Raw genomic sequence first — 26,072 nt, 5'->3', positions numbered from 1 at the left:
ATGATTAAAAGTAACATATAACAATGGAGTGCCACAAAATAACATTTCTGCGGCACTCCCTATTTTTATCCAATATTAGTTTTTTAATTTTTTAACAAGTGACGATTTCAATCCAACTAGACCAATCTTATCCACTTTAGCATCAATATCGTGACCATCTTCAGGTTCTACGATACGGATACTTTTCACTTTAGTACCTTGTTTTATGACAAATGAAGTGCCTTTTACTTTCAAATCTTTAATCACAGTGACCGAATCACCATCTACTAGTTCATGACCATTCACATCTCTTGTAATTTGCGCTTCCATATTTTCTTTATTTTCAGTTTCAGACCATTCGTGACCACACATTGGGCAAACAAGTAGGTTACCATCTTCATATGTGTAACTAGATTCACATTTTGGGCAATTAGGTAAAGTATATTCCATAATTAAACCTCCGATAAGTTATTATTTAGCTGATAATCTACCATATTATAAAATATAAACTCTATTTTCTCCACTTTTTTTATTAAAGTTTGTTCTGTTTTTTTATTTTTTCTTCAGCCATCCACAACCGCTACAAAGCTTATTTCATTCTAAAAATAAATTCAAATTCAATTTTTATTTTTATTTTTTAAATTCCCAAAAAATAATCAGAAAAATGTTTATTTAATGATATAAGTGGAAAAGTACTTGTGTCACAAATCATAAAGGAGGCTTTTATAATGAGTAAATTTGATGATTTTAAAGACCAAGCAAAAGACAAAGTAGACGAAGTGAAAAACGACAAAGATAAACAAAAAGAAGTTAAAGATCAAGCTCAAGATAAAGCAAAAGACTTAAAAGATAAATTTTAAGCTTTCTAAATTATCTTGAATATAAATAAAAGCATCTGTCAGTACATTAATTGTACTGACAGATGCTTTTATTTATATTTAAGAATTATTTTAAATTTAATTTTTCTGCAATTTCTTGCTTTTTACTATCAAAGTCTAATGCTTGTTGATCTATAGATGATCCAGTTTCAGCAACCTGCTTAATGTTTTCCATTTGGAACTGCCAGCCTGCAAAATCAAGTATAATATGTGGAAATGCAAACGGTAAACATTCATCGAAAATCAATACCGTTTCTTTACCAGTATCATGTAAATCAAACCTTACTGTACCAATATCCCATGTATAGCCAATTGTTTCATTTTCTTCAAAGGCTGTAATTTCCATTTCTTCGTCGTCTTGCCCATCCATTTGGAATTTCATCTTACCACCAACTTGACGGTCTTCAAATGATAATTGTGGAAACCATTGTTGAATACCTTCTGTTGTGCTTAAAAGTTTAAACACTGTTGCTACATCTTGTTCAATGATTATTTTTAATGTTTGATATGCACCTTGTTCATCTTTAGAATATACAGCTTCCATATGAATATGCCCCTTTCGATTTACAATCGCCTCATTTTGAAACACATATGAATTGATAGTACTGCTATTCCCATCTTATTTTATTTTAATCCTAGGTCTGATTGGTTATTCACTTCTAATTTTCGCGCTTTTCTTGTATATCTTAAATAAATCAAGCCAAGTAAGATAAACCACAGTGGTGATAATACAACACCCATTCTTGTTTCTGGTACAACAAGTAAGATAATCAATACGAATACAAAGAATAGCTGTACCATTCTTGCCATATGAATACCACCGGGCAATTTAAAGTCACTCTTTTTATGTAATTCAGGATGTGTTTTAACGTATTTTGCATAGGCATGAACAATAAACATCCATACAGCGACTAATAAAATTGTTGAAATTGCTGTGACATAAAAGAACACTTGTGTTGCGTTCGGTATTAAATAATTTAATAACACCGTAATAGATAACAAAGCGCATGTTACCAATATTGCTATATAAGGCACACCTTTTTTATTTGTTTTCATTAATAAATGATGTGTTTGTTTTTTCTCAGATAACCCAAATAAGATTCTACTATTTGCAAATATACCACTATTACATGCCGATGATGCTGCAGTTAATACCACAAAGTTTATTAACCCCGCTGCAAATGGCACACCAATAAGTGCAAATAAACTTACAAATGGACTATTATTTGGATCAATATCTTGCCATGGAATAATGGACATCATCACCGCTAATGCACCAACATAAAATAATAATATTCTGATTGGTACACTGTTAATTGCTTTCGGTATCGTTTTTTCAGGATTTTTTGTTTCTCCAGCTGTTATACCTAATATTTCAATACCTGTAAATGAAAAGACAACCATTTGGAATGACATGAAAAAGCCAGATGCACCATGAGGGAACCAACCACCATTATTATAAACATTAGAGACCCCCGTCTTACCAAAAGGTGTTTGAATTGCAAATACAATCATGACAATACCAATAACTATCAATGCAATGATTGTTACAACTTTTATAATTGCAAACCAAAATTCTAATTCACCAAACATTTTTGTACTTGTTAAATTAAAGGCCATAAGAATCAAAATACAAGACAAAGATGTGATCCAATTTGGTAAATCGGGTACCCAAAATTCTACATATTTTGCAACTGCAGTAATTTCTGCCATCCCTGAAGTAATCCAAGTTAGCCAATACGTCCATCCGGTTACAAATCCTGCAAACGGACCAATCTGATCGTGCGCAATATCTGCAAATGTTTTATATTCTTTATTAGAAAGTAACATCTCACCCATTGCACGCATAAACATAAACAATACAAAACCGACAATAATATACGTGAGTAAAATCGATGGCCCCGTTAAACTAATGGACTGACCAGCCCCTAAAAATAAGCCAGTTCCAATAGCTCCACCAATCGCAATAAGTTGAATATGTCTATTACTCAACTCTCTGTTCAAAGTATTTGTCATAAATCTTGCCCCAATTCCAATTGTTTTTAAAGCATCATTAATATATCGCCTTAGCTTATTAACCCCTTTGTTATCAATTAATAAACTAATGTAATGATTACATGCATATATCTCAATAATGCTTGGTTGTATAATATTCTTTTTTTCTGAAAATTACAACTAATGCTATAAATCGTTTTTGATAATTTTGTATTTTTACATTTTTGATTTTTTAACTCTTTAATTGATTAAAACAATAAACTATAATCTCATTTTTAATATTTGAATTTCTTTTTTAACCATTAAATATCATGTGCCTTGATGAAATAAAAAATGCACACTTTTATTACTTAACGACATCGTTAAAATAAAAAGTGTGCTCTGATTTCACATACGATGAACGTACCTTTGAACAAATATTTTATAAGCACTTATTGCGTTTCTATAGCCTCTTTAATAGATTTAATGTTCTCTGGTGTTGTTTGACAACACCCTCCAATAATCTTGACGCCTTGGTCTAACCAATCAGGTATTTGTTCAACAATTAAACCTTGATTACCTACACTTTCCCATTCTTTCTCCACTGCATTGTACTGTGCACCGCCATTAGGATAAAGCGCTATTGTTTGAGGTACATTTTTCAGTCCTTTGCTTATAGCTTTATTTATACCCGCGACGGATGAACAATTAATACCAAACACCGGTATGCGTTCAGCATATTGCTTAATATAAGCACATAACTTTTCAAATTCTGTGTCATCAGATAAATCACCGTCTTCATTAACTGTGACAGATAACCAAAATGTCTGATTTGTATAATGTGGCACAATATATTCAACAATCGCTTTAATTTCCTCGAAATTAGGCACGGTCTCAAATACAAAATCATTGATACCTCTTTTAACCAATGCTTCTATACGCTTTTTATGGAATTGAAAATAATCCTCCTTACTTAAATCGTATGCACCTGTGTACTCAGAACCATCACTTAAATAGGCACCGTATGGCCCTAAGCTACCCACGATAACTTGTGTATCCGTCGTGGCTTCCATAATTTGATTTACTGCAGTATTATATAGCTGATCTATTTCAGTTGCCTTCATCCCAATATCAGAAAAAGTTTGGTAACTCGCTTGATACGTACTTGTAAGCAATATGTCTGCCCCCACATCCGTAAATGCTTGATGTGCTTGTTTAATTTGTGTAGGGTTATTTTTTAAAACTTCACTGGACCATAATGAAGTTTTCAAACTACAGCCTGCTTGTTCTAATGTTGTTGCCAAACCGCCATCTAGTACCAATGGCGATTGAGCTTTCAATTTTTCTAATAACCGCATTTAATTACCTCTTTTCTTATGATACTTAATGAAATAATATATGAGTGCTATGACAGCGAATGGTACACCGAAATAAAGTGCAGGTGCCTGATTAGAATCAAAAACCATTCCTATACATGAAACTAAACATAAAATAAATCCTATAATAGGTATAGATTGATGAATTTTAAGGCTAGGATCATACCTTTTAGCATTGAAATAAGCAACACATATACTCATCCACACGATGACTACAGCGAGTCCTGCAATGGACACCAGCACAACATAGAGTGAATCCGCTGCATAGATGCTTGATAATAAAGCCAACAGACCACCTACCATACTAAATAATGTTGCGTTGATAGGCATGCGATATTTATTCAACTGTCCGAACCATTTTGGAAATACCCCTTCATTGGCTAAACTCCATACCATTCTACTTGCTGCATATAATCCAGAATTAGCGGCAGATAATAAGGCTGTGATAATGACTAGATTCATGATATCTCCAGCGTAAGGTATCCCCATTTTTTGAAAGATGACTACAAATGGACTTTCCAAAGATTTCCCTTGATAACTTGGAATTAAAATAGAAATAATAACCATTGTACCGATAAAAAAGATAATTAAGCGCCATAAAGTTGCACGTATCGCTTTAGGAATGACTTGTTTAGGATTTTCAGTTTCTCCCGCAGCAATACCGATCAATTCCGTACCACTAAATGCGTAATTAACTGCTAACATCGTTAAGAACACCGCACCTATACCGTTAGGAAAAGTAGGATTCGTATATCTGTTAGTCACTGTATGTATTCCTTCATAACCATTGTAATGTATCAAACCTAAAATGACGCATATGCCTAAGATAATAAATACAATAATAGTAACCACTTTAACTAAAGAAAAATAAAATTCAACTTCTGCATAAAAGCGTGTCGATATGATATTAAAAATTAATACTAATATAATTGCACTTGCAGCAAAGATATATTCAGGTATTTCTGGAAACCACCTTTGCATCAAAATACCCACTGCTGTAAATTCAGAACCTAATGCTACTGTCCAGGTCAACCAATAAAACCACGCAACAATGTAGCCAATAGATGGATGTATATATTTACTCGCATATGTATGAAAACCACCTGTCACAGGGTGCTTAATAGCCAATTGTCCTAAACAAAGCATGACGAGATAAACAAGTATTGAACCTACTATATAAGATAAGACAGTCCCTAGAGGTCCAGCTTGTTGTAAAGTATACCCAGAACTTAAAAATAATCCTGTACCAATAACACCGCCAAAGCTTAATAACATGAGATGGCGCTGTTTCATGGCACGTTTAAATGATGTTTGTTCCATTGAATGTGCTCCTTATCTTTAAGTACTCAATATAGATTTTTGATATAATTAAACATTTTATTGATTTCTGAAAATTTAGTCAATAGTAAGTTATAGTATCTTTGATATCCCACTGCTAAATTATTAATTGGGTTTATTCATCTAGCTTAAAAGAAAGCGCTATCATATTAACTGAATTTTCAAACTTTTATAAAAATTCAGTTTTTATATTGCTTTTCATTCTCAACGCTATTAACATAAACTATGTATCACTTAAAATATCTAAGTAATAAATAGAGGAGTTTTATAATGACAGAATATAATGACTTAGTAACTTCTACTCAAGAGATTACCAAAGAAGCTTTACATAAATTAGGTTTTGATGAAGGTATGTATGAACTTATAAAAGAACCTTTAAGATTTTTAGAAGTCCGCATCCCTATTCGCATGGATGACGGTACTGTAAAAACTTTTACGGGCTATCGTGCCCAACACAATCATGCTGTGGGTCCTACTAAAGGGGGTATTCGTTTCCATCCTGATGTTAATAAGGAAGAAGTCAAAGCACTATCTATGTGGATGACTATGAAATGTGGTATCACTAACCTCCCATTTGGTGGCGGTAAAGGGGGTATTATTTGCGATCCACGACAAATGAGTAACCAAGAACTAGAGCGTTTATCTCGTGGCTATGTTCGTGCAATTTCTCAATTTGTTGGTCCCGAAAGTGACATTCCAGCACCAGACGTTTATACAAACCCCCAAATTATGTCTTGGATGATGGATGAATATAGTAAGATTAATCGCTCAAACGCGTTTGCATTTATTACAGGTAAACCACTTTCATTAGGCGGTTCACAAGGACGAAATCGTGCAACTGCATTAGGTGCAGTAATCACAATTGAAGAAGCGACCAAGCGTAAAAACATTGACATTAAAGGCTCTCGCGTAGCAATTCAAGGTTTCGGTAATGCGGGTAGCTTTATCGCAAAAATTTTACATGATATGGGCGCTAAAATTGTAGCTATTTCTGAAAGTTTTGGTGCATTACATGATCCTAATGGGTTAGATGTAGACCGACTCGTTGAACTAAAGGAACAACACGGTCGCGTTACACATTTGTATGACAACGTTATTCCTAATGAACAATTATTTGAAGTCGATTGCGATATTTTGGTCCCTGCCGCACTTTCAAATCAAATTAACGAAGTGAATGCACATCATATTAAAGCAAAAATTATAGCAGAAGCCGCAAATGGCCCAACAACACCAGAAGCAACACGTATTTTAACTGAGCGAGGCGTCTTAATTATTCCAGATGTGCTTGCGAGTGCTGGTGGTGTGACAGTATCTTATTTCGAATGGGTACAAAATAATCAAGGTTATTATTGGTCAGAAGAAGAAGTAAACACAAAATTACGCGATAAAATGGTTGAAGCGTTTAATACGATATATGATTTAGCAGAAGATAGAAAAATGGATATGCGTTTAGCTGCCTATGTCTTAGGTATCAAACGAACTGCTGAAGCATCTCGTTTCCGTGGTTGGGCGTAATTCCTATAAATTAAGGGACTATATCCGACGAATAATCAAATGATGTATTGTTATCAATCAAATTTTCATAATATACTTAACTTAGCTATGAAGTCATCTATGACACGAGAGGACTTCATAGCTTTTTTAGTTATAGCATCTAAGCGTTTTACATATCCGCTGTTTTATATTGCGCTTCATTGTTATATCTGAGGCTCACTTTTTTATTTTAAGCTGCTCCATCACACCTTCCTTTCTACCTCCTTAATACTAGTGCATACCTTCGCTTTTCAAAAATTAGAATTTTCTGATTTATTTGAAATACAAATTAATAATCTATATACTTATTTACAACAAAAGGGAGGATGTACAATTATGAAGAACAATATTTATGGTAATGTACCGTGTTTTTTAAATAGTAAGAATCTCAATCAGACAAATACATTAGATACAGACGTCATCGTTTATGGCGCACCATTTGAAGGTGAAAGTACTTGGGGCGACTATACGGGTGTAGAACTGGGTCCGAAACAAATTCGTGTTTGCTCAGCTCGCTATAGTCAATATCTACCTGAGCTCAATCACATTGATATCAGTGAACACCTAACGATGGGAGACGTTGGTGATGTGCCCTTTGTAGCACACGATAATAAGCAAAGTTACGACAATATTAGTGATTTTGCTAAAAAGCTTTGGGATAGTGGTAAATTCTTAGTTGGCTTTGGTGGAGAGCATGGTGTGACATATCCAATACTGAAAGCACTAACGGAAACAGGCAAAAAAGTAGGCATCATTCATTTAGATGCGCACTATGACAACATGCCTGATTACGAAGGTGAACCTTATGCGCGTAACACCCCTTTTATGAGACTTTATGAAACGGATGGTATACGCAACGAAAGCATTATTCACACTGGTATACACGGTCCTAGAAATAAGCCTGAAACTGGTCGCTTTGCTCAAGAAGCTGGTGCAGTAACTTTAACTATTAATGATATTCGAGCGGCTAAAGACTTGAAAGCATATGCACAAGAAATCTACGAGCAAGCGAGCAAGGATGTGGATGTTGTCTACCTAACTATCTGTAGTGATGTACTTGACTTCGCCTTTAATCCTGGTGGTCCTGTCGATGGTAATGGCTTATCTTCTTATGAACTTCTTACGATGATTCATGAATTCGGAAAACTAGGCCTTTGTGGCATGGATTACGTGGAAGTATATCCTATGATGGATGCCAATCAAAACTCAGCTCATTTTGTCTCTACAGCAGTGTTATATGTACTTGCTGGCCACGTCGCTTATTTAAATCAAACAAAATAATTTGAGGAGTGGTGCTATTGTTTAAAGAAGCTAGGAAGATTTTAAGATCAATCGGTCCAGGAATGATTATCACTGCCTCATTTATCGGTCCAGGTACAGTGACCACAATGACACAAGGTGGTGCCGGTTTCGGTTATAGTTTATTGTGGGCCGTTGTATTTTCTATTGTAGCCACAATTGTGCTGCAGGAAATGATCATTCGCTTATCTCTCGTCACACGTGAAGGTTTAGGTGAAGCAATACAAGATTTATTTAAACATAGAATCGGTAAACTTATCATTGTATGGTTTACATTAATAGCAGTTACAATTGGTTGTGCTGCCTATATCAGTGGTGACTTAATCGGGACTTCGTTAGGTGCTTCTTATTTATTAAATTTACCAGAGCATTGGGTAGCACCTGTCATCGGTATCATCATTTTACTCATTGGGTTATTTGGAAACTATCGTTTTTTAGAAAAAATTATGCTTGTGCTTATGGTTATCATGGGCATTATCTTTATTACCACGATGATAGTAATTCAACCAGATATTGTTGGTATTTTAAAAGGTGTGTTTGTGCCTACAATTCCAAACGGATCCATTATCACAATCATCGCACTGATCGGAACTACCGTGGTCCCATACAATTTCTTTATACATTCAACCGCAGTACATGAACGTTTTGGCAATATTAAAGAATTAAAATATGCACGTTGGGACACTGTCATTTCAATTTCTATTGGTGGTATTATTTCAGCAGCTATATTAATTGCTGCTGCTACTTTAATACAAGGTAAAGAAGTGACAAGTGTGATTCAACTCGCTGGTCCACTTGAACCTGTACTTGGAGATGTAGCACCATTCGCAATCAGTATCGGATTATTTGCAGCTGGACTCTCTTCAGCTATTGCATCACCTGCAGGCGCCGCCGCAACGATCAGTAGTTTGTTAGGTTGGCAAGGCGGTATGCAAAGTAAGAAATATAAGACTGTTTTTACGATCATCATCATTATCGGTATTATTACTTCAGCTTTAGGCTTTGAACCGCTTCAAGTGCTACTTGTGGCCCAAGCATTAAATGGTATTATCTTACCTATTGTGGCCATTCTTATTTTCATCATAATTAATAAGAAAAACTTGATGGGTCATTACGTAAATACGCTATGGCTCAATATAATCGGGGGTATTGTGGTACTTGTCGTTACATTCTTAGGCCTTTATAGCTTAATAGATGCGATTTCGAGTTTTATGTCTTAAATATTCAAAAAGCCCAAGTTAAGTTATTGAAAACTTAACTTGGGCTTTTAAATCTCAAATTAGGCAAAACCTATTACCTTCAACTTTGTCACTACTTATAAGTACTTTCTAAAAGTGACTTCACTGTAAATATTAACCTTCACATAGTTGTTTTAATCGCTCAAACATCAAGTTATAGCCTGTTTCCATTTCTTTTTTGACTTCTGTCTTATCCGCTTCGAAATCGTTTGTGTCGCCTTCAAAAGGAACTTTGATGCCTTGGTTAAATTTAACTTCTGTTGCTCCTGTTAAATCAACAAATTCAACAGTGATGATATCTTCTAACTCACTAAATTGAGGCATTTTAAATGAAAACGTCAATTTATAAGGACTGACAATATCTATATACGTGCCAATTGCTCTATATTCAACGCCCTCTCTGACATCGATAATTTCCCAGTCTCCATTGATTTCAAATTGATTCTTGGCAACTTTATTCGTTTCTTCTGTTGTCATAAACCACTGTTTAAAAAGACTCGGCTTAGTCCAGGCACGAAACACTTCTTCTACTGGTGCATCTACTTTAAACGTCATGTCTAAATTTACAATTTCCCATTCCATTATCAACATCTCCTTCAAGTGTAATACGTTATTATTTAATTACCTCTTTTTCAGTGCACAAACCAAAATGATTTTCCATTCATGATTGCAGTCGTTGATTTTAGTCATATAAATCTTATAAAAACTTACATTAATGCGCTCACATTACGCATAATGCGTGCTTTTTTATACCCCAGTAAATCATGTAATTCTTTATAGGCATTGAATAATTTTTTATAAATTAAGACCTGTGCATGATCTGGTTCTACTTGATATAAAACAGGTTCTTTCATTGCTTGGATAGCTGAAGAAAAATTAGGATGCGCACCGCCACAAATCGCACCTAAGATGGCTGCTCCGATAGCTGGTGCATACTCACTATCAATAACTGTAATCTTCTTGTTCAATACATTTGCGTAAATTTCCATTAATAAATGATTCTTTTTAGGTATACCACCACAAGCAAAAACGCGTTCCACTTCCATTTGCCAACCTTGATATTGTTGCATAATCATTTTTGTTCCAAATGCTGTTGCTTCCATATATGCACGATATATATCTTCATGTTTCGTTTGTAAACTTAAGCCAAATAGACTCCCTTTCAAATTACTATCACTTAACACACTCCGATTCCCATTATGCCAGTCCAAAGCGATCAGACCACTTTCTCCAGGATAACGCTGACTTGCTTTTTCATTAAGTAATTCAAAAATTGAAATTCCTCTATCTTCTGCCGTTTTTACATATTCATATGGGGATTGATTAGCTACATATTCAAACAAATCACCAACTGCTGTTTGTCCTGCTTCGTATGCATATAAATCTGGTATAATGGCACCTTTAACTGACCCCGAGATACCAGGTACTTTATGTTGCTCTTTATTCAGCATTAAATGACACGTGCTTGTTCCCATAACCATTGTCATTTCCTTATCTTTTTCAGCACCAATACCTAGTAAACTTGAGTGCGCATCTATAATGAATGGACTTACCACCGTTTCAGGTGAAAGCCCTAATTTATGTGCCATCTCTGTACTCACTGTACCTACACTTTCACTTATACTGACGATGGGCGCTTCTACTTTCGTGCGTACAATATCTGATAGATTGTCATCCACTTTATCAAATAAATCATAATGAAAGCCTGTAGATGATTCCCAAAAAGACTTAAAGCCCAAACCACAGTTAGATCGAACATTTTCACCAGTAAGTCGATTCACAATCCAATCCCCAGCTTCCATAATATCAGCCGTTTCTGTCATGACTTCTGGCGCTTTATCGTTCACTTCCATGATCTTAGGAATCATCCATTCGCTACTCACATTAAATCCATAGTATCCTAACCAGCGATTCTTCTCTTCTATCGCAGTATTAAACAATAGATCTGCTTCTGCCTGAGCGCCATGATGCTTCCATAATTTCACATAAGCATGAGGATTGTTATAAAATTTAGGATTGTTATGCATTGGTTCCATCTGGTCATCTACAAATATGACTGTGGAAGAAGTGAAGTCTATACCTATACCAACAATATCCTTTGCATCTATATTTGTTTTTGTCAAAATTTCTGGTATCCCTGTTTCAATGACTTCCATATAATCATTCGCATTTTGTAATGCATAACTTTGTGGCAGCTTGTGTCCATTGAGTTCACCTTCAATTGTGCCATGGGCATATGTTTGTACATATTGACCTATGATTTCTCCATTCTCAGTGTTCACCAAGAACACTCTTCCTGAGCCAGTTCCAAAATCTATCCCTATACTGTAAGTCATAATTTATCCTCCAGTTCGCTATAAGAAAACGCTTTCCTAAATCATAATGAAGATAGTTATAAAAATCAACACAAACATTCATAAAAATACATAAAGAAACACAAAAAAGCATTATAATCATTGACAAAGCATTATGTAAGCGTTTACTATTAGCCGTACAAACATAAATGAACATAAATATAAAGGAGTTGCGCAAATATGAAAATCGAATCGAACGCTTTTCGCTTAATCGAACCTGGCGTATTCAAAAAAGATACCCTTACGCATGATTTCGAAGAGAAAGATATTATCGTTAAACCTACAAAAGCAAGTGTCTGTCATGCAGATTTACGTTATTATACTGGCAATCGTCGCCCAGAAGCACTCGCAAAGAAATTACCTATGGCACTCTTTCACGAAGGTATCGGTATCGTAGAAGATTCTAAACATCCTGATTTTCAACAAGGAGATAAAGTTGTCATTGTACCAAATATCCCTTCTCACTTACGTAAAGGTACATATCCAACGACTTCATTCCAAGATAATTATGATGAAAACGCCGTATTTATGGGCAGTGGATTTGATGGTATATGCCAAGATCGCATGGTGGTGCCTGGCGATAATGTCGTAAAAGTTCCAACAGATTTAGATGAAGATGTCTCATTACTTGCTGAGTTATGTTCAGTATCACTGTTTCCAATCAATCAACTTGACGAGATAACAACTGAAACGTCCCCACAAGTTGCAATCTTTGGAGATGGTCCAGTCGGTTATTTAGCAGCAACTGCCTTACATTATATTTATGGTATTGATAAAGCAAATTTAATTGTATTTGGTGCAGTTCAAGAAAAACTAGCTGCCTTTGAAGACTTTGCCACAACACATCTCGTATTTGACTTCGATTTCAATCAGTATCGTGGCGTACATACTGTTTTTGAATGTACGGGTGGTAAATTTTCAGAATCTGCAATTAACCAAGCCATCGATTTGATCGATAGACAGGGGCATATTGTATTAATGGGTGTCACGGAAGAACGCGTTGGTATTAACACCAGAGATGTTCTTGAAAAAGGTCTGACATTTTCAGGTAGTTCACGTAGTACAAAACGTGAATTCGAGCAACTCATTCATGCCTTTAGTAATAAACAGTACCAACAAGCATTGAGACAATTGATTCCAGAGGCTTACTATCATATTCATGATACTTCAGGTTTAAAAGAAGCCATGGATGATACTGCAGCACACAAAGGATGGAAAAAAACTTATTTACAATATCATTGGTAAACAATGACTGAAAAGGTGGTATATAAATGAATCATTCGAATTCGATTTTAGGCATGCCTCGACAAATTGTATGGGGCTATATTGGTATTATCATCTTCATGATGGGTGATGGTTTAGAAATTGGATGGCTAAGTCCATGGCTACACGGTCACGGCTTTTCGGTTCAAGAAACAAGTTTACTCTTTTCTGCATATGGTGTAACAGTTGCATTAGCAAGTTGGCTTAGTGGTGTATTTGCCGAAGCACTCGGCGGTAAACGAACAATGGTGCTAGGCTTAACCTTCTATATTATTGGTACAATATTCTTTGTCGGATTTGCGATTCCATCACAAAATCTTGCACTCATGTTACCTGCATACGCACTTAGAGGTTTAGGTTATCCGTTGTTTGCTTATTCCTTCTTGGTATGGATTTCTTACCGTTCAGAACAAAAGACACTCGGTGCAGCCGTTGGTTGGTTCTGGTTTGTATTTACCGGTGGCTTAAATGTATTAGGTGCGCTTTATTCTATTTGGGCAATTGAGTATCTCGGTCATATCAATACATTATGGAGCTCATTATTCTGGGTGGTACTCGGTGGATTCTTCACTTTAGTTTTGAACAAAGACAAATTACCATCTAATCAAGGAAGTTCAAAAGAAAAATTAAAAGAAATACTTAAAGGCATAACGATTATGAAAGATGAACCGAAAGTATTATTAGGTGGTATCGTTCGTGTGATTAATACGACAGCACAGTTTGCCTTTCCAGTCTTTTTACCAATCTATCTTTCATCATTTGGCATACCCACTTCGAAATGGCTTGCGGTATGGTCAACGATCTTCGTTGGTAACATTATCTTTAACTTAATCTTTGGTATCGTCGGAGATAAAATTGGTTGGCGTAATACCGTGATGTATTTCGGTGGTATTGGCAGTGGTATTTCTGTTTTATTAATGGGTTATGTCCCTATTTGGACAGATGGTAACATTGTCCTATTAACTGTAGTCGGATTCTGTTGGGGTGCATTTATCGCTGCTTATGTACCATTATCCGCATTGATCCCATCACTTGTTAAACAAGACAAGGGTGCGGCTTTGTCTGTACTTAATTTAGGTGCAGGATTACCTGTATTTGTCGGACCGATGATTGTCTATTTATTCATTGGCAGTATACAAGCAATTGGTGTGATTTGGGTACTCGCAATTCTATACTTTATTAGTACGATTCTGACTTACTTTATTAAAATGCCAAAGCATATGCAAAGTGGCGAACATGAAACAGCATAGCTATTTGAAAATTTAATCATCATTTAGGAGGCGTCGTCGATGTTGCCAGCTGAACGCGAACAATTTATCATTACTTTTTTAAAAACCAATAAAAAAGCGACCATTCATGATCTAGCGCTTGAATTCAATGTACATGAAGCGACCATTCGTCGTGATTTAAATAAGTTAGAGCAATACAACCAGATCAAGCGCACGCATGGTGGCGTCGTGTTGAACGATTCAGAAGTATGGGATGAATTGAATTTTGATGATCGTGAAACAAGTTATTATGATGAAAAAGTAGCAATTGGTCTTAAAGCAGCGGAATTCGTTGAAAATGGCGACACCCTCTTCATTGATTCGGGATCGACGACTATTCACTTTGCGCGTGCGCTTACACAAAAAAGTAATTTAACAATCATCACGAACGACATTCACATCGCTTCGATTTTAAAATCAACTGCCAATCAGATTATCGTCACTGGAGGCATTTTATATCAAGATAATTATTTACTTAATGGCATGATTACAAACGAAACATTAAAATTATTTAACCCTTCTAAATTATTTTTAGCGACGCCTGCAATTGATTTAGAAAAAGGGATTACACATTTTAATGACACACTTGCTTCTACTAAAATACAAATGGTGAAACAAGCTAAAGCCGTTTATGTGCTCACTGATAGCTCTAAATTTGATAAAGTATCACTTTACAATGTTTGTTCTAGCGATACAATTGATGTCCTAATCACTGATCAAACCAACAAGAACATAGATTGGCAAGCTTACGATAACCACTTCAAACATTTAATTACGGTTCATGCAGAAGCACATCCTGAGTAATTTTGCTGAAGCATAATTAATAAAGTATTTTATAAAAATTGAACGCATAAGGTATAAATATCTAGGTTCATCATAAAAAGGACTCATCCATAATTTTAAATGTACTGAACCCCAAAAGTTGTACTTTGGTTTAGTGTAATATTTCAAAGGTTTGTTTCCTAAAATTTTTAGGAGACAAGCCTTTTAATTTTGATTTAATTCTTTCATCATTATAAAAAATAATATAGTTTTGAATAGCTTGCTCCAATTGATAAAAATGATCAAATTTTTCTCCATAAAACATTTCTTGCTTCAATAATCCAAAAAAGTTTTCCATAGCTGAATTATCGAGACAATTTCCCTTTTTTGACATACTTTGAAACACTTTATTTTCTTTTAAAATATTTACGTATTTCGCATTTTGATAATGCCAACCTTAATCGTATTGGCAATATCTAAAAATGATGCTGCATCATCTGTACGCATGACTGCGATATGTTGCCCTTGTTGAATTGCTTTCATTGTCTCTGTGGATTTCATCTTGTCATCGCCTTGATAGAATTTTAATTTTTTGAAAATAACAACGTTGTTATTAATGTTCAAAAAAATATTGTAACGCTTACCTCTATGGTATAATTAATTCTAACTTAAATCAATCTATTTCAAGGAGAAATTTTATGGCAGTAACGTTAAAAGATGTTGCCGAAGCCTGTGGCGTAAGCTATTCCACAGTTAGTAAAGCATTAAAAAATTCCCAACTTGTTAAACCAAATACAAAACAAATGATTCAACAAAAAGCGCTTGAAATGAATTATATTCCCAATCACTCCGCAAGAGCACTCGTTTCTAAGAAAAGTGGTACGATTGGATTGATATGGCCATCTGTCGACCGTGTTGCCGTAACTCACCTCATCACTGAAATTAATTTAGCCATTAAATCATTAGGCTATGTCATGTTTGTGTCAATTGATGATGTTGCTGCCGCTTCGAAAAAATTTGTCGAATTTGGCTGTGATGGCATTGTCATTTTTGATGAAGGTGAAACAACGAACTTACCTCCAGAAATTTACAACAATGTACCTGTCGTAGCATATGGCGTTGATCGTGATATTCCTTATCCAATTGTTAATGTAAATCACGCAGAAGCAATGATTATCGCCATTAAGGAATTACTCGCAAAAGGTATTGATCGTATAGATTATATCGGTGATATTCGCACCAATGACGCGCGCCAAATTGCTAAAAAAGATGCCATTGCAAATTATTGTGAACAGCATCGCATCCAATATCGCATGATTGATTCGAGCGGATTAAATGCGATTGAAGCCGAGACCTCAGTTAAACACTTTCTTCAAGAATCATCGTTGGCACCTGGCGTTATATGTGGGAGCTACGATATCACAGTAGGGACGATCAACGCTATGGGATCTGATGAACAGCCAATCATATACTCTTACGATAATATTCCACAAATTAAAAAAATTGATTATCCTGTACAGGCAATTGGTGTACCTACTGCCGAAATTGCACAAAAAGTTGTTGCTATCTTAGATAAAGTAATTAAAGGGGAACCGATAGAAAATACCTATCACCTACACCCATCACTAAGTCATAATCAATAATTGAGTTTACCATTGCTAACATCACTCATAAATAAATGAGCCCAATACTACATGGACAGTGTAGTGATGGGCTCATTTATTTGAGAAATATTTATCATATCTAGAGGGTTATTTCTTTTTTATCGCAACAAAATATAAGTTTTAAAATATTTACATGCCTAACTTCATTTTGGTTAAAGTACGTATGAGACATTGACCGATGTGTGTAGCAATAACTCGATGGATAACCGTCACATACCCAAATATTGTTTTTTTACATATAAATATTAAAATAAAAGCTGTCTGTATACATATGAAAGATAACATTTGTAGATCCTATCATGTTAAAGACTAAAGATTGTATCGAAACATAGCCACCAATGATCGTTTTGGTTGAGGGAGTTTAAGTTTTAATTTTGGGAGAAAACTTAGGTTATTTGGTTTCAACTTATATTTCGTGAACATGATATTAACAAACATTATCCAGACCTCGATAATTTCTTCGCATAAGGGGTTACAAAGCAATATCAAATTTAATGCCATCACACCGTCTCTGTGTCATGCAACATTCATCCGTTTCATCATATGCTTACAAGCTTACTTAGTATCTTTTTTAAGTTATGGAGTCTGACATGTATCACGTTTGTTTTATATACTGTGTATCTATGCTGTTTGACGTCATAAACACTTCGTGAAGACTTACGTTAAAGTATTTGTCTGCTTAGGTAATCAGTGCACATAACCCTCTACAAACCCTATTATAATACGCCACGACCTATGCGCAAAATACATAGTTGGAATAATGAAGATTCCCTATCAGCATACGTAATTTTTGATGATTTCATATCACGTTAATTATATGGCATTATCTATAACTTTTTAAAAAGTTAATCCATTCGCGCGTGACATAATTGATATAACTTTCCTTTTTCCAAATGATACCTAAGTTCCAATTCACATCTGCACCCGTTATTTCGATACCAGTGATATCCTTATTTAAAATACTTACAATACTCTCAGGTAAGATACTCACTCCGATACCATCTAAAATCATATTTTCAATAAACGTGATTTGTGCCATTTTCGCTACCACTTTTGGATGGAAGCCTACTTTTCGACAGCTTTCAATAATTTGATCTTTAATATAATAATCATCATGAAACATAATAAAACGTTCATTCTTCAAATCTCCTAAATATACAGCGGATTGCTTTGCATACTTAGAATTTTTATCAACTACGAGCATTAATTTCTCCTTATATAAAGGAACTGCGTGATAAATGTCATCGTCGACTGGCAATGTTGTAATACCAACGTCAATTTCATCATTATTTAAATAAAATTCAACCGCTTTACCGCCGCCTTCAACTACTTCATACGTCACATTCGGGTACATACTGTGAAATTGATTCAAACTTTCTGTGAACAAACGTACATCCATAATTGCTGAGACGCCTAGCCTGATATGACCACGCTCTATGTTTGTGACATCATCCATTTCAAGTGATAAATCATCTAATATCGCTAATGCTTCTACGCACTTATCGTAAAATATTTGACCGATATCGGTTAAAATAATATGTTTCTTTCTTCTATCAAACAACGTGACATTAAATTCGTCTTCAATACTTTTAATATTTTTACTAATTGTAGACTGTGCAATATATAAATGTTTTGAAGCCCGAGTCATGCCACCATTTTTTACAACTTCAACAAAATATTTCATTTGCTTAATTTCCATTTTAATCTCCTCTGAATTACCCTTTGTTTAACTTATAATTATACGCTTTTATTGCGCTACTTTAAATACTTAATCACTTCTCTGGCAGAATCTGAAATTACTTTATCATTAGGTTTCGCATCTTTTTGATCTTGTTTGGAATAAATTGCTAAAATAATTGGCTTATCCTGTCCTTTAGGATAAATAAAAGCGAGGTCATTACGTGTTGCATATGTTAAAGCTTGTCCGCTTTTGTCACCAACTGTATAACTGTTAGGCATGCCCGCTTTAATCAAAGTATCACCTGTCTTATTTTCTATCATTGTTTGTTTTAACAATGATAAGTTAGATCCATTCATTTCATTACTAGTTAAAATACTATTTAACGTTTGTGCGGCAGCTCGTGGTGTCGTTGTGTCTGCCTTGCTATTTGGATCAAAATAATTTAATTCTGGCTCCAATCTTTGTGGTTCCGAAACATCATCACCTAATTGCACCAACTCATGTTTTAAACCGTTGACACCACCCAATTCTTGCATAATTTTATTATTTGCCGTGTTATCACTCTGCAACATAGATGCTTTAATTAAAGCCTTTAATGACATTGTTTTACCTATGTATTGTTCAGTCACTGGTGAATTTGCCACAATCTCTGATTCATTGATTTCAACTTTTTTATTCAATTCTGATGGAGCCACTTTATTCAATAATATACCACTGGCTATAGCCTTATATGTTGACGCAAAAGCAAATCGCTCATCCGCATTATGTTGATATGCTTTGCCATTTTCCGTATTAATCCCATAAATCCCTACTTTAGTATTGTATTCATTTTCTATTTGATCTATGTCTTTAGCAAAAGTTGTATTATGCATCGATGATAAGCCTATTAAACATACACCACTCAAAACAAACGCAATAAACCATTTCTTTATATATTGATTTATCATTGAAAATCCCCTTTTTTTAAATTTAAAAATTTTTATCTATTTATAATTATAACTTTAATATCTTTATTAAGAAAATTATAAAAAGCGAGAAAGAAACCAAACATTCACATTTGATTTCTCAATCTCGCTCATAAACAAATACTTAAATGACTCGTATGTGACTTGGCCTTTCCGTTACAATCATTAATCTTCAAAATTAATCATTATCTTCATTAATTTATCATTTTTATCAAAATATGCTGTGTATATACCTGCATTGGTTTGATATTCTAAGAATGTGCCTTCGTCTGCTTCACCTTTATTAACAATTTGATTAGAGACATGTGCTTCTTTAAATGTATCCTTAGATATTGTATTAGGTTTTGTTAAAAATGTAATACCGACTACTTCATCGCTACCATTGAAATCAACAGTTGTATCATAAACTTGTTCACTTCGAACAGGTTCTCTATCTGTATGTGGATTAACCTTGTAGCCATTAATTGTCACATTGTCATATTTTAATGCACGCACAAAATTATAATCTTGCGTGAAGGACGGATCATAAGTCGTATAACCTTCGTAGCTATACCAAGGTGTTTGTGCTTTCAAATCTGTTGTACCTTGTGTACTCGCACCACTAGCGCCACCTTCACCATGCCCCCATTTTTGTACTTGCTCTGCTGCTTGCGTATCCGTGTTATTCGTTGAAATATAAGCTGCTGAAGATCCGACGACAAGTGTTGATACAACGACGGTTGCTGAAAGTAATTTCCCTACTTTTTTCATTTAATCTCACTTCCAATCATTATAACCATTGTTTAGATACCTTTTATTGTCCGATTGTCACTTCCATTAATCTGTCATTTTGATCAAAGAATGCTATATAGAAACCATCATTCGTCGCATATTTGACATATGAACCATCTTTATTACCTAATTTACCTTCCTCGGTAATTTCATTAGATGCATGTGCTTTTTTGAATGTCGCTTTAGATACTGAATCTGGTTTAGTGAAGAAAGTGATTTGTACGACTTCGTTATCACTATTAAATTCTACTGTCGTATCATAAACTTTCTTATTATGGTCAAACTCTTTCTTAGCATCTGTATCTACTTTATAACCATCAATTGAAACGTTGTCATATTTTAATGCACGCACAAAATTATAATCTTGTGTAAAGGATGGATCATAAGTCGTATAACCTTCATAGTTATACCAAGGTGTTTGTGCTTTTAAATCTGCAGTACTTTGTGCACTTGCACCGCTTGCACCACCTTCACCATGCCCCCATTTTTGTACTTGCTCTGCTGCTTGTGTATCCGTACTATTCGTTGAAATATAAGCTGCTGAAGATCCGACGACAAGTGTTGATACAACGACGGTTGCTGAAAGTAATTTCCCTACTTTACGCATAATAAATCACTCCTCATTTTTTGAATCCCTTTTGGCGAAACATGAGCAATACATAATGCATTCAAACACTAGTACATCAATTCATCCCTATTAGCAAGTTAACTTTCATATTACGAGAAAGAAACCCTAAGCAAAGTTACATTTACATATGATATAGACACATACAATGGATACGATTTCTATAAGAAAATCAATTAATTATTTCTAAATCACCCCTTAGTTTGTATTTCCCCATTGACAAAAGTGTAATAATTCACTTTAATCATACACCAAATATATATAATTGCAAGAATATATAAGATATTTAATCAACTCATTCACCTTTCCTATTATTATAATGAAAGCGGTTTATTGTCATTATGATTAATTTTTTTTAAAATGAATCTCATAGTCTGAATTAATTTTTTTAATAAATCATATTTATATATATTTTATCGATAAACACAAATCGCTCTATATCGATACTATACATAAGGGGGAGCTTCAAGTGACAACACAAGACTATCAACTATTGATTATTACAGTGATAAGTATTTTATTTCTCATCTTTTTAATCACTTCAAAATTAAAATTCCATCCACTACTTGCACTACTACTAACCGCAATCTTTGTCGGTTTCACTTCTGGATTAGACATTGATAAAATTGTTGAATCTATAGAAACTGGGGCTGGTTCAACACTCGGTGAAACGGGCGTAACCATCGCGTTAGGTGCCATGCTAGGTAAGATACTTTCTGATTCAGGTGCCAGCGACAAAATTGCATCTTCGATACTACACAATGCGTCTTACAAAAAATTACCATGGATGATGGCGTTAGCTGCGTTTATTATTGGGATTCCAATGTTTTTCGAAGTTGGTTTAATTATGCTACTGCCACTGATTTTTACAATTGCTAAAAATTAGAAGATGAACATAAAATGAAAGGATCAGCCTATGTAGCCATCGGTGTGCCTGTTATAGCGGCATTAGCAACGATGCATGGTATGGTGCCACCACACCATGGACCACTAATTTCAGTGAACCAATTTGGTCGAATATTGGGATAACTATGGCACTTGGTGTCATATGTGCAATTCCAACCATTATCATTGCTGGTCCACTTTACGGTAAATTTATTACACCACGATTATCTGTGAAGCCAAATCAAGATTTGTTAAATCAATATACGAATGACAACAACGAAAACACTCAAGCACCATCAACATTCATAGCCTTTTCTACTATATTAGTTCCAGTGATTATGATGTTATTACATGCCATTGCTGGTATCTTTTTTGGAGAAAAAACATTACAATACAAGATTTTCGAATTCTTCGGAAGCCCAATCATCGCTATGTTTGTGGGTGTCCTTTATGCCATTATCGTTCTCGGCTATTTAAAACATCGCGACACACAAAAAATTCGAGATGCTTTAGGTAGTAGTTTGAAACCTATCGCCGGTATCATGCTAATCATTGCGGGTGGTGGCGCATTCGGTCAAGTCCTTGAAGATTCTGGCGTAGGTACGGCAATCGTTCACCTTGCAGACAATTTCTCATTATCTGCATTATTAATGGGATGGGTCGTGGCTGCATTATTATCTATATCAACAGGTTCCGCAACCGTTGGTATTGTTGGCGCAACCAATTTACTTTACCCATTGATTCAAGCAGATCCAAGTATCAATAAAGAATTATTAACGATCGCTATTGGTTCTGGCTCTTTATTCTTTAACTACGTAAATCATGGCGGCTTCTGGTTAGTCAAAGAATCCTTTGGTATGTCTATGGGAGAAACATTTAAAACGATTACGATTGTACAATCCATTGTCGGTATTTGTGGTCTGATTATGGTACTACTTTTGAATGCTATTATGGGTTTGTTTTAATAATAAAAAGCAATTATCAAAATAGAGATAATTGCTTCAGGCTGTCAATAAAGTCTCAGACTTTGTTGGCAGTTTTTTTACATTTTAATTTATGTTCAATAGCCTTAAAAACCGTGTTCACTTCAAATTACAGCAACGTGTCTTTTCTTTCCATTAAACGATTATATCCTTCTAAATAAGTCTTTTCAGCATCAGAAGCTTTGTCATAAGCGTTCATCGCGCGATGCCATAATGGATAAATCGGTTCTGGTGTAGTTAATTCCGTAATTGTCTTAATTTCATTGCTTGTCAGCTGTAAATGATAAGAAGCAATATTATCTTGCAACTGCGCTTTCGTTCTCGCAGCTAATACAAGCGAATCAACATTAGGTCGATCTCTTAACCATGCCAAAGTGACTTGAGCAACTGACACTTGATGTTGCGTTGCAATTTCTTGTAACGTATCTATCAAATCATAAAACAACGCTGTATCTTTGACGTATGGTTCTGCCCAACCGTCACCTTGTCTAGTACCCGGTTCACCAGCCTGTTGTCGGTTAATCTTTCCAGTTAAAAGCCCTTCACCTAACGGAGACCAAATACTGTTACCGACACCTAATTCCTTACCGGCTGGTAGTAACTCGTATTCCGCTTCTCTAGATTCAGGTGTGTAATATATTTGTTGCGCAATAGGTGGCGCCATATGATTTGCAACTGCCAAGGTGTGCGTCTTCGCTAAAGACCATCCGCTATAATTAGATACACCCCAATAACGAATCTTACCTTTTTGAATTAAATCATTCATCACTTGAATCGTCTCTTCTACAGGTGTCTGACCATCCCATAAATGTGTATAATACAAATCAATGTAGTCCGTGTTCAAGCGCTGTAAGGATTCATCTATAGAACGCTCAATATTTACACGCCCTGCACCACCATCGTTAGGATTATCCGTTAATTGAAATCCAGTCTTACTACTAATCACCATCTGATGTCGTTTATCTCTAATCGCTTTACCTAATGCAATCTCGGAATCGCCTTTAGAATACAAATTCGCAGTATCAAACTGATTGATACCTTGATCCAAAGCATAATCAATCATATGATTGGTCATGTCTTGAGACATACCGCCTGCATTTTCAAATCCATTTGTACCTGTAAATGGAATACTGCCTAGTGCATATTTAGATACTGATAATCCTGAATTACCTAATTGTGTATAATCCATTATTTTCCTCCTCACATTTGCTTACTACACTTTATGTTCCCTTTTATTCGTGAATTAAATCCAAAGCCACTATCTCACAATGCTTGTTATCCAATGAACATGGATAAGATTTATCCAACACTTTTCAATGTTTGTCGGTACCTTCCTTTTAAAATTGCGCGTATGATAGATCTATAAATATAAACATTGGATGGATGTTGAAGTATGGTCACTATTTTACAAGTTGATTTTCCATTAGAAGGTCCTTTTGGAGAAGCCATGGCACAACAATTTGAAGATTTAGCGAAGGCGATTAATGACGAACCAGGATTTTTGTGGAAAATTTGGACAGAAAATGAATCTGAACAAGAAGCTGGTGGTATTTACGCTTTTGATACTTACGACAATGCACAACAATATTTAAACATGCATCGTACTCGTTTAAACTCAATGGGTGTTTCAAAAGTTAATGCTAAATATTTTGACATTAACGAAGGCCTTACAACAATTACGAACGGACGCATCGATTGATTTCACAAATAATATCCCCCCTTAAACATGCACGTAATCGTGTCTCATTAAGGGGGACGTTGTTTTATATTTTAAATTATTTTACTGATGTTCCCACCAAGTCAATTGTATACATCCATACCATATGACCTAGCAATTCGGAGAAATGTTCTTCGGGTGGCAGTTCGTCACGTTCTGGCGTAAGTTTAAGTTTCGGTAAGACAAATTCATGGAATAACACATGCACACCTATGCCAAACAAGCCACCTTTCCATGCCGTAACAGATTCAGATTGCTCGCTTAATAACGCATACAGTGTCGCATTTGTAACAGAAAATCCATAATGGATGCCCATCACTGCTAATGGCACTTCATTATCATTATATACATATGATGCATGCCGTATTTTATCTGGTACATTGAATATCTTCATCATTGTGACAGGCGGTGGTTCTTCATCTCGTTCAGGTGTACGTGGCGGTAGCAAGCCTTCCCAGCCCATTTTCACAGCACCAGCTAACAGTCCACCAATAACACCAGTGATTGCTACACGTTTGATTGAAATATTAGACATTTTCTTCACCTCACTAGATTATTATCCACTACTCTATTTACCCTAAACGGAAATAAGTTAGTGATTTTAATCTGTGAAGCCTTAGAATTAGATCATTTCCCAGGAAATGCATTATGATTAAAGTTTACCCATGCCCTCAATAAATGCTTCATATGTGATTTCATTCTTTGAAAACTTCGAAACAAGCATATATATTTTTTCATTTTTTGTATATTGCGTTTTATAGAGTATAGTCTCTGCCTCTTTTTCTTCCGGTAATGGCTGATTGATGTGTGTTTGTCTTGAGAAAGCGGCAAAATAACGCATGCCCAATAAACGTTGTGAGTTGGCATTGATATGAATGGCATCTGGGTTAGCCGTAATATCTTGTGCCGTGACGTAATAACAATTGGTTGTTAATTGCGTAACACGTTTGAGTGCCTCATTGATTTGTGCATATTCTACTGCACTTTGACCAAATGCTGCTTTGCCTAAAAAGTCAGGTAATAATCCGACAATAAATGGTACTTCAGGAATATTTAACTGTTCTCTAAAATAATTGATCAACGTTTTCAATTTCTTGTCATAGTCTTGGTAGCGTTGATTTAAGCTATCACTCTCACCTTGATGCCACAATATCCCAATGATTTCACTCGTTTCTTGAGCAAATGTCGCCTCTGAGAGTGCGTGTCGTGTCAGTATTTGATCCGGCGCCCAATCATCAATGGTTGTACCACCGTCAGCGCACGGAATCAAACCAATCGTTTCGTTTGGGTGTTCATCTAACCACAATTTTGCAAAAGAAGCAGCCGGACCAATGCCAGCGACTGAGCGATCACTGTGAATCGGCTCCTCCATCATTTGCCACTTACCATTTCTTAACATCATCATCCGTTCATCAATGATGGGCGGTACTTCATCTATAAATCCACGTCCCGCCATATTTGATTGACCTACCAGTAGAATTGATTTCATATATAACTTCCTTATATCGATATTTATTTA

The 26,072-nt window shown here is 35.2% G+C and carries 25 protein-coding genes and 2 pseudogenes; 11 read left to right on the top strand and 16 right to left on the bottom strand.

The features are described 5' to 3' along the window. Positions 1 to 75 precede the first annotated feature (75 nt). On the bottom strand, positions 76 to 429 hold the full coding sequence (locus tag ACM595_RS11420) for a zinc ribbon domain-containing protein YjdM (RefSeq protein WP_011303800.1): 354 nt from the start codon (positions 427 to 429) through the stop codon (positions 76 to 78). 278 nt (positions 430 to 707) lie between these two features. On the opposite strand from ACM595_RS11420, the gene ACM595_RS11415 reads away from it, so the two are divergent. Beyond that, positions 708 to 839, top strand: a complete 132-nt coding sequence (locus ACM595_RS11415; protein ID WP_002484110.1) for a hypothetical protein — start codon at positions 708 to 710, stop codon at positions 837 to 839. A gap of 85 nt (positions 840 to 924) precedes the next feature. Here ACM595_RS11415 and ACM595_RS11410 read toward each other — a convergent pair whose 3' ends face one another. The 4 genes from ACM595_RS11410 to ACM595_RS11395 all read right to left on the bottom strand — a co-directional run bounded on the left by ACM595_RS11410 (position 925) and on the right by ACM595_RS11395 (position 5,527). Beyond that, positions 925 to 1,401: an SRPBCC family protein gene (locus ACM595_RS11410; protein ID WP_002484111.1), complete on the bottom strand. Its 477-nt coding sequence runs from the start codon at positions 1,399 to 1,401 to the stop codon at positions 925 to 927. Between the two features lie 80 nt (positions 1,402 to 1,481). Next, the gene (locus ACM595_RS11405) at positions 1,482 to 2,873 is read right to left on the bottom strand and encodes an amino acid permease (RefSeq protein WP_419744310.1); all 1,392 of its coding nucleotides are present in this window, start codon (positions 2,871 to 2,873) and stop codon (positions 1,482 to 1,484) included. A 410-nt stretch (positions 2,874 to 3,283) separates the two neighbouring features. Further along, positions 3,284 to 4,189 (bottom strand): homocysteine S-methyltransferase, encoded by a 906-nt coding sequence (gene mmuM / locus ACM595_RS11400; protein WP_419744309.1) that lies wholly within the window; start codon positions 4,187 to 4,189, stop codon positions 3,284 to 3,286. After that, entirely contained in the window at positions 4,190 to 5,527 is a 1,338-nt protein-coding gene (locus ACM595_RS11395) for an amino acid permease (protein WP_069821719.1), read from the bottom strand. Between the two features lie 288 nt (positions 5,528 to 5,815). On the opposite strand from ACM595_RS11395, the gene ACM595_RS11390 reads away from it, so the two are divergent. The 3 genes from ACM595_RS11390 to ACM595_RS11380 all read left to right on the top strand — a co-directional run bounded on the left by ACM595_RS11390 (position 5,816) and on the right by ACM595_RS11380 (position 9,597). Next, entirely contained in the window at positions 5,816 to 7,060 is a 1,245-nt protein-coding gene (locus ACM595_RS11390; protein ID WP_041079793.1) for a Glu/Leu/Phe/Val family dehydrogenase, read from the top strand. 354 nt (positions 7,061 to 7,414) lie between these two features. Further along, on the top strand, positions 7,415 to 8,359 hold the full coding sequence (locus ACM595_RS11385) for an agmatinase family protein (protein ID WP_002484116.1): 945 nt from the start codon (positions 7,415 to 7,417) through the stop codon (positions 8,357 to 8,359). A 17-nt stretch (positions 8,360 to 8,376) separates the two neighbouring features. After that, a complete protein-coding gene (locus ACM595_RS11380; RefSeq protein ID WP_115340712.1) occupies positions 8,377 to 9,597 on the top strand; it encodes an Nramp family divalent metal transporter in 1,221 nt (406 codons plus the stop codon). A gap of 132 nt (positions 9,598 to 9,729) precedes the next feature. On the opposite strand, the gene ACM595_RS11375 is transcribed toward ACM595_RS11380, so the two are convergent. Both ACM595_RS11375 and ACM595_RS11370 read right to left on the bottom strand, forming a co-directional pair. Then, positions 9,730 to 10,197, bottom strand: a complete 468-nt coding sequence (locus tag ACM595_RS11375; protein ID WP_011303808.1) for an SRPBCC family protein — start codon at positions 10,195 to 10,197, stop codon at positions 9,730 to 9,732. Positions 10,198 to 10,322: 125 nt separating this feature from the next. Next, the gene (locus ACM595_RS11370; RefSeq protein ID WP_419744308.1) at positions 10,323 to 11,951 is read right to left on the bottom strand and encodes a ribulokinase; all 1,629 of its coding nucleotides are present in this window, start codon (positions 11,949 to 11,951) and stop codon (positions 10,323 to 10,325) included. Between the two features lie 198 nt (positions 11,952 to 12,149). Between ACM595_RS11370 and ACM595_RS11365 the strand changes: the two genes are divergently transcribed. From ACM595_RS11365 to ACM595_RS11355, 3 genes are read left to right on the top strand one after another with little or no spacing between them, the layout of a single operon-like run. Continuing rightward, a complete protein-coding gene (locus ACM595_RS11365; protein ID WP_194379163.1) occupies positions 12,150 to 13,214 on the top strand; it encodes an alcohol dehydrogenase catalytic domain-containing protein in 1,065 nt (354 codons plus the stop codon). 26 nt (positions 13,215 to 13,240) lie between these two features. Further along, positions 13,241 to 14,482, top strand: coding sequence for an MFS transporter (locus ACM595_RS11360; RefSeq protein ID WP_037539073.1), 1,242 nt, complete (start codon positions 13,241 to 13,243; stop codon positions 14,480 to 14,482). A gap of 39 nt (positions 14,483 to 14,521) precedes the next feature. Continuing rightward, the gene (locus ACM595_RS11355) at positions 14,522 to 15,304 is read left to right on the top strand and encodes a DeoR/GlpR family DNA-binding transcription regulator (RefSeq protein WP_002484122.1); all 783 of its coding nucleotides are present in this window, start codon (positions 14,522 to 14,524) and stop codon (positions 15,302 to 15,304) included. A gap of 130 nt (positions 15,305 to 15,434) precedes the next feature. On the opposite strand, the pseudogene ACM595_RS11350 reads toward ACM595_RS11355, so the two are convergent. Together ACM595_RS11350 and ACM595_RS11345 are read right to left on the bottom strand one after the other, a co-directional pair. Continuing rightward, a pseudogene (locus tag ACM595_RS11350) lies at positions 15,435 to 15,719 on the bottom strand (transposase); the annotation flags it as partial. Beyond that, a complete protein-coding gene (locus ACM595_RS11345) occupies positions 15,689 to 15,823 on the bottom strand; it encodes a hypothetical protein (RefSeq protein WP_419744307.1) in 135 nt (44 codons plus the stop codon). The gene ACM595_RS11345 and the pseudogene ACM595_RS11350, both read right to left, overlap by 31 nt. Positions 15,824 to 15,960: 137 nt before the next feature. On the opposite strand from ACM595_RS11345, the gene ACM595_RS11340 reads away from it, so the two are divergent. After that, positions 15,961 to 16,905, top strand: coding sequence for a LacI family DNA-binding transcriptional regulator (locus ACM595_RS11340; RefSeq protein ID WP_194379166.1), 945 nt, complete (start codon positions 15,961 to 15,963; stop codon positions 16,903 to 16,905). An 844-nt stretch (positions 16,906 to 17,749) separates the two neighbouring features. On the opposite strand, the gene cidR is transcribed toward ACM595_RS11340, so the two are convergent. The 4 genes from cidR to isaB (ACM595_RS11320) all read right to left on the bottom strand — a co-directional run bounded on the left by cidR (position 17,750) and on the right by isaB (ACM595_RS11320) (position 20,950). Further along, positions 17,750 to 18,625: a cidABC operon transcriptional activator CidR gene (cidR, locus tag ACM595_RS11335; protein ID WP_002484126.1), complete on the bottom strand. Its 876-nt coding sequence runs from the start codon at positions 18,623 to 18,625 to the stop codon at positions 17,750 to 17,752. A 56-nt stretch (positions 18,626 to 18,681) separates the two neighbouring features. Next, positions 18,682 to 19,554 carry a class A beta-lactamase gene (gene bla, locus ACM595_RS11330; RefSeq protein ID WP_115343923.1) on the bottom strand — a complete coding sequence of 291 codons (873 nt, stop codon included), beginning with the start codon at positions 19,552 to 19,554 and terminating at the stop codon, positions 18,682 to 18,684. A 183-nt stretch (positions 19,555 to 19,737) separates the two neighbouring features. Beyond that, positions 19,738 to 20,322 (bottom strand): immunodominant staphylococcal antigen IsaB family protein, encoded by a 585-nt coding sequence (isaB, locus tag ACM595_RS11325; RefSeq protein WP_419744306.1) that lies wholly within the window; start codon positions 20,320 to 20,322, stop codon positions 19,738 to 19,740. 43 nt (positions 20,323 to 20,365) lie between these two features. Then, positions 20,366 to 20,950 (bottom strand): immunodominant staphylococcal antigen IsaB family protein, encoded by a 585-nt coding sequence (gene isaB, locus ACM595_RS11320; RefSeq protein ID WP_115340720.1) that lies wholly within the window; start codon positions 20,948 to 20,950, stop codon positions 20,366 to 20,368. A 487-nt stretch (positions 20,951 to 21,437) separates the two neighbouring features. Here isaB (ACM595_RS11320) and ACM595_RS11315 point away from each other — a divergent pair, with 487 nt between their 5' ends. Next, on the top strand, positions 21,438 to 21,854 hold the full coding sequence (locus ACM595_RS11315; protein ID WP_258862986.1) for a GntP family permease: 417 nt from the start codon (positions 21,438 to 21,440) through the stop codon (positions 21,852 to 21,854). 14 nt (positions 21,855 to 21,868) lie between these two features. Next, positions 21,869 to 22,818: pseudogene (locus ACM595_RS11310) on the top strand (gluconate:H+ symporter). Positions 22,819 to 22,945: 127 nt separating this feature from the next. On the opposite strand, the gene ACM595_RS11305 reads toward ACM595_RS11310, so the two are convergent. Beyond that, positions 22,946 to 24,025 (bottom strand): aldo/keto reductase, encoded by a 1,080-nt coding sequence (locus ACM595_RS11305; protein WP_069838217.1) that lies wholly within the window; start codon positions 24,023 to 24,025, stop codon positions 22,946 to 22,948. 204 nt (positions 24,026 to 24,229) lie between these two features. On the opposite strand from ACM595_RS11305, the gene ACM595_RS11300 reads away from it, so the two are divergent. After that, positions 24,230 to 24,535, top strand: coding sequence for a monooxygenase (locus ACM595_RS11300; RefSeq protein ID WP_069838216.1), 306 nt, complete (start codon positions 24,230 to 24,232; stop codon positions 24,533 to 24,535). Positions 24,536 to 24,611: 76 nt separating this feature from the next. On the opposite strand, the gene ACM595_RS11295 is transcribed toward ACM595_RS11300, so the two are convergent. Beyond that, positions 24,612 to 25,088, bottom strand: a complete 477-nt coding sequence (locus ACM595_RS11295; RefSeq protein ID WP_419744305.1) for a DUF1440 domain-containing protein — start codon at positions 25,086 to 25,088, stop codon at positions 24,612 to 24,614. A gap of 117 nt (positions 25,089 to 25,205) precedes the next feature. Next, entirely contained in the window at positions 25,206 to 26,042 is an 837-nt protein-coding gene (locus ACM595_RS11290) for a sialate O-acetylesterase (RefSeq protein ID WP_419744304.1), read from the bottom strand. Positions 26,043 to 26,072 lie beyond the last annotated feature (30 nt).

The sequence above is a fragment of the Staphylococcus sp. LKG3-1 genome, assembly GCF_048568385.1.
In the GTDB taxonomy this organism is placed as follows: domain Bacteria; phylum Bacillota; class Bacilli; order Staphylococcales; family Staphylococcaceae; genus Staphylococcus; species Staphylococcus saprophyticus.
Note: the sequence above shows the minus strand (reverse complement) of the source record. Positions and strands in the feature narration are given on the sequence as shown.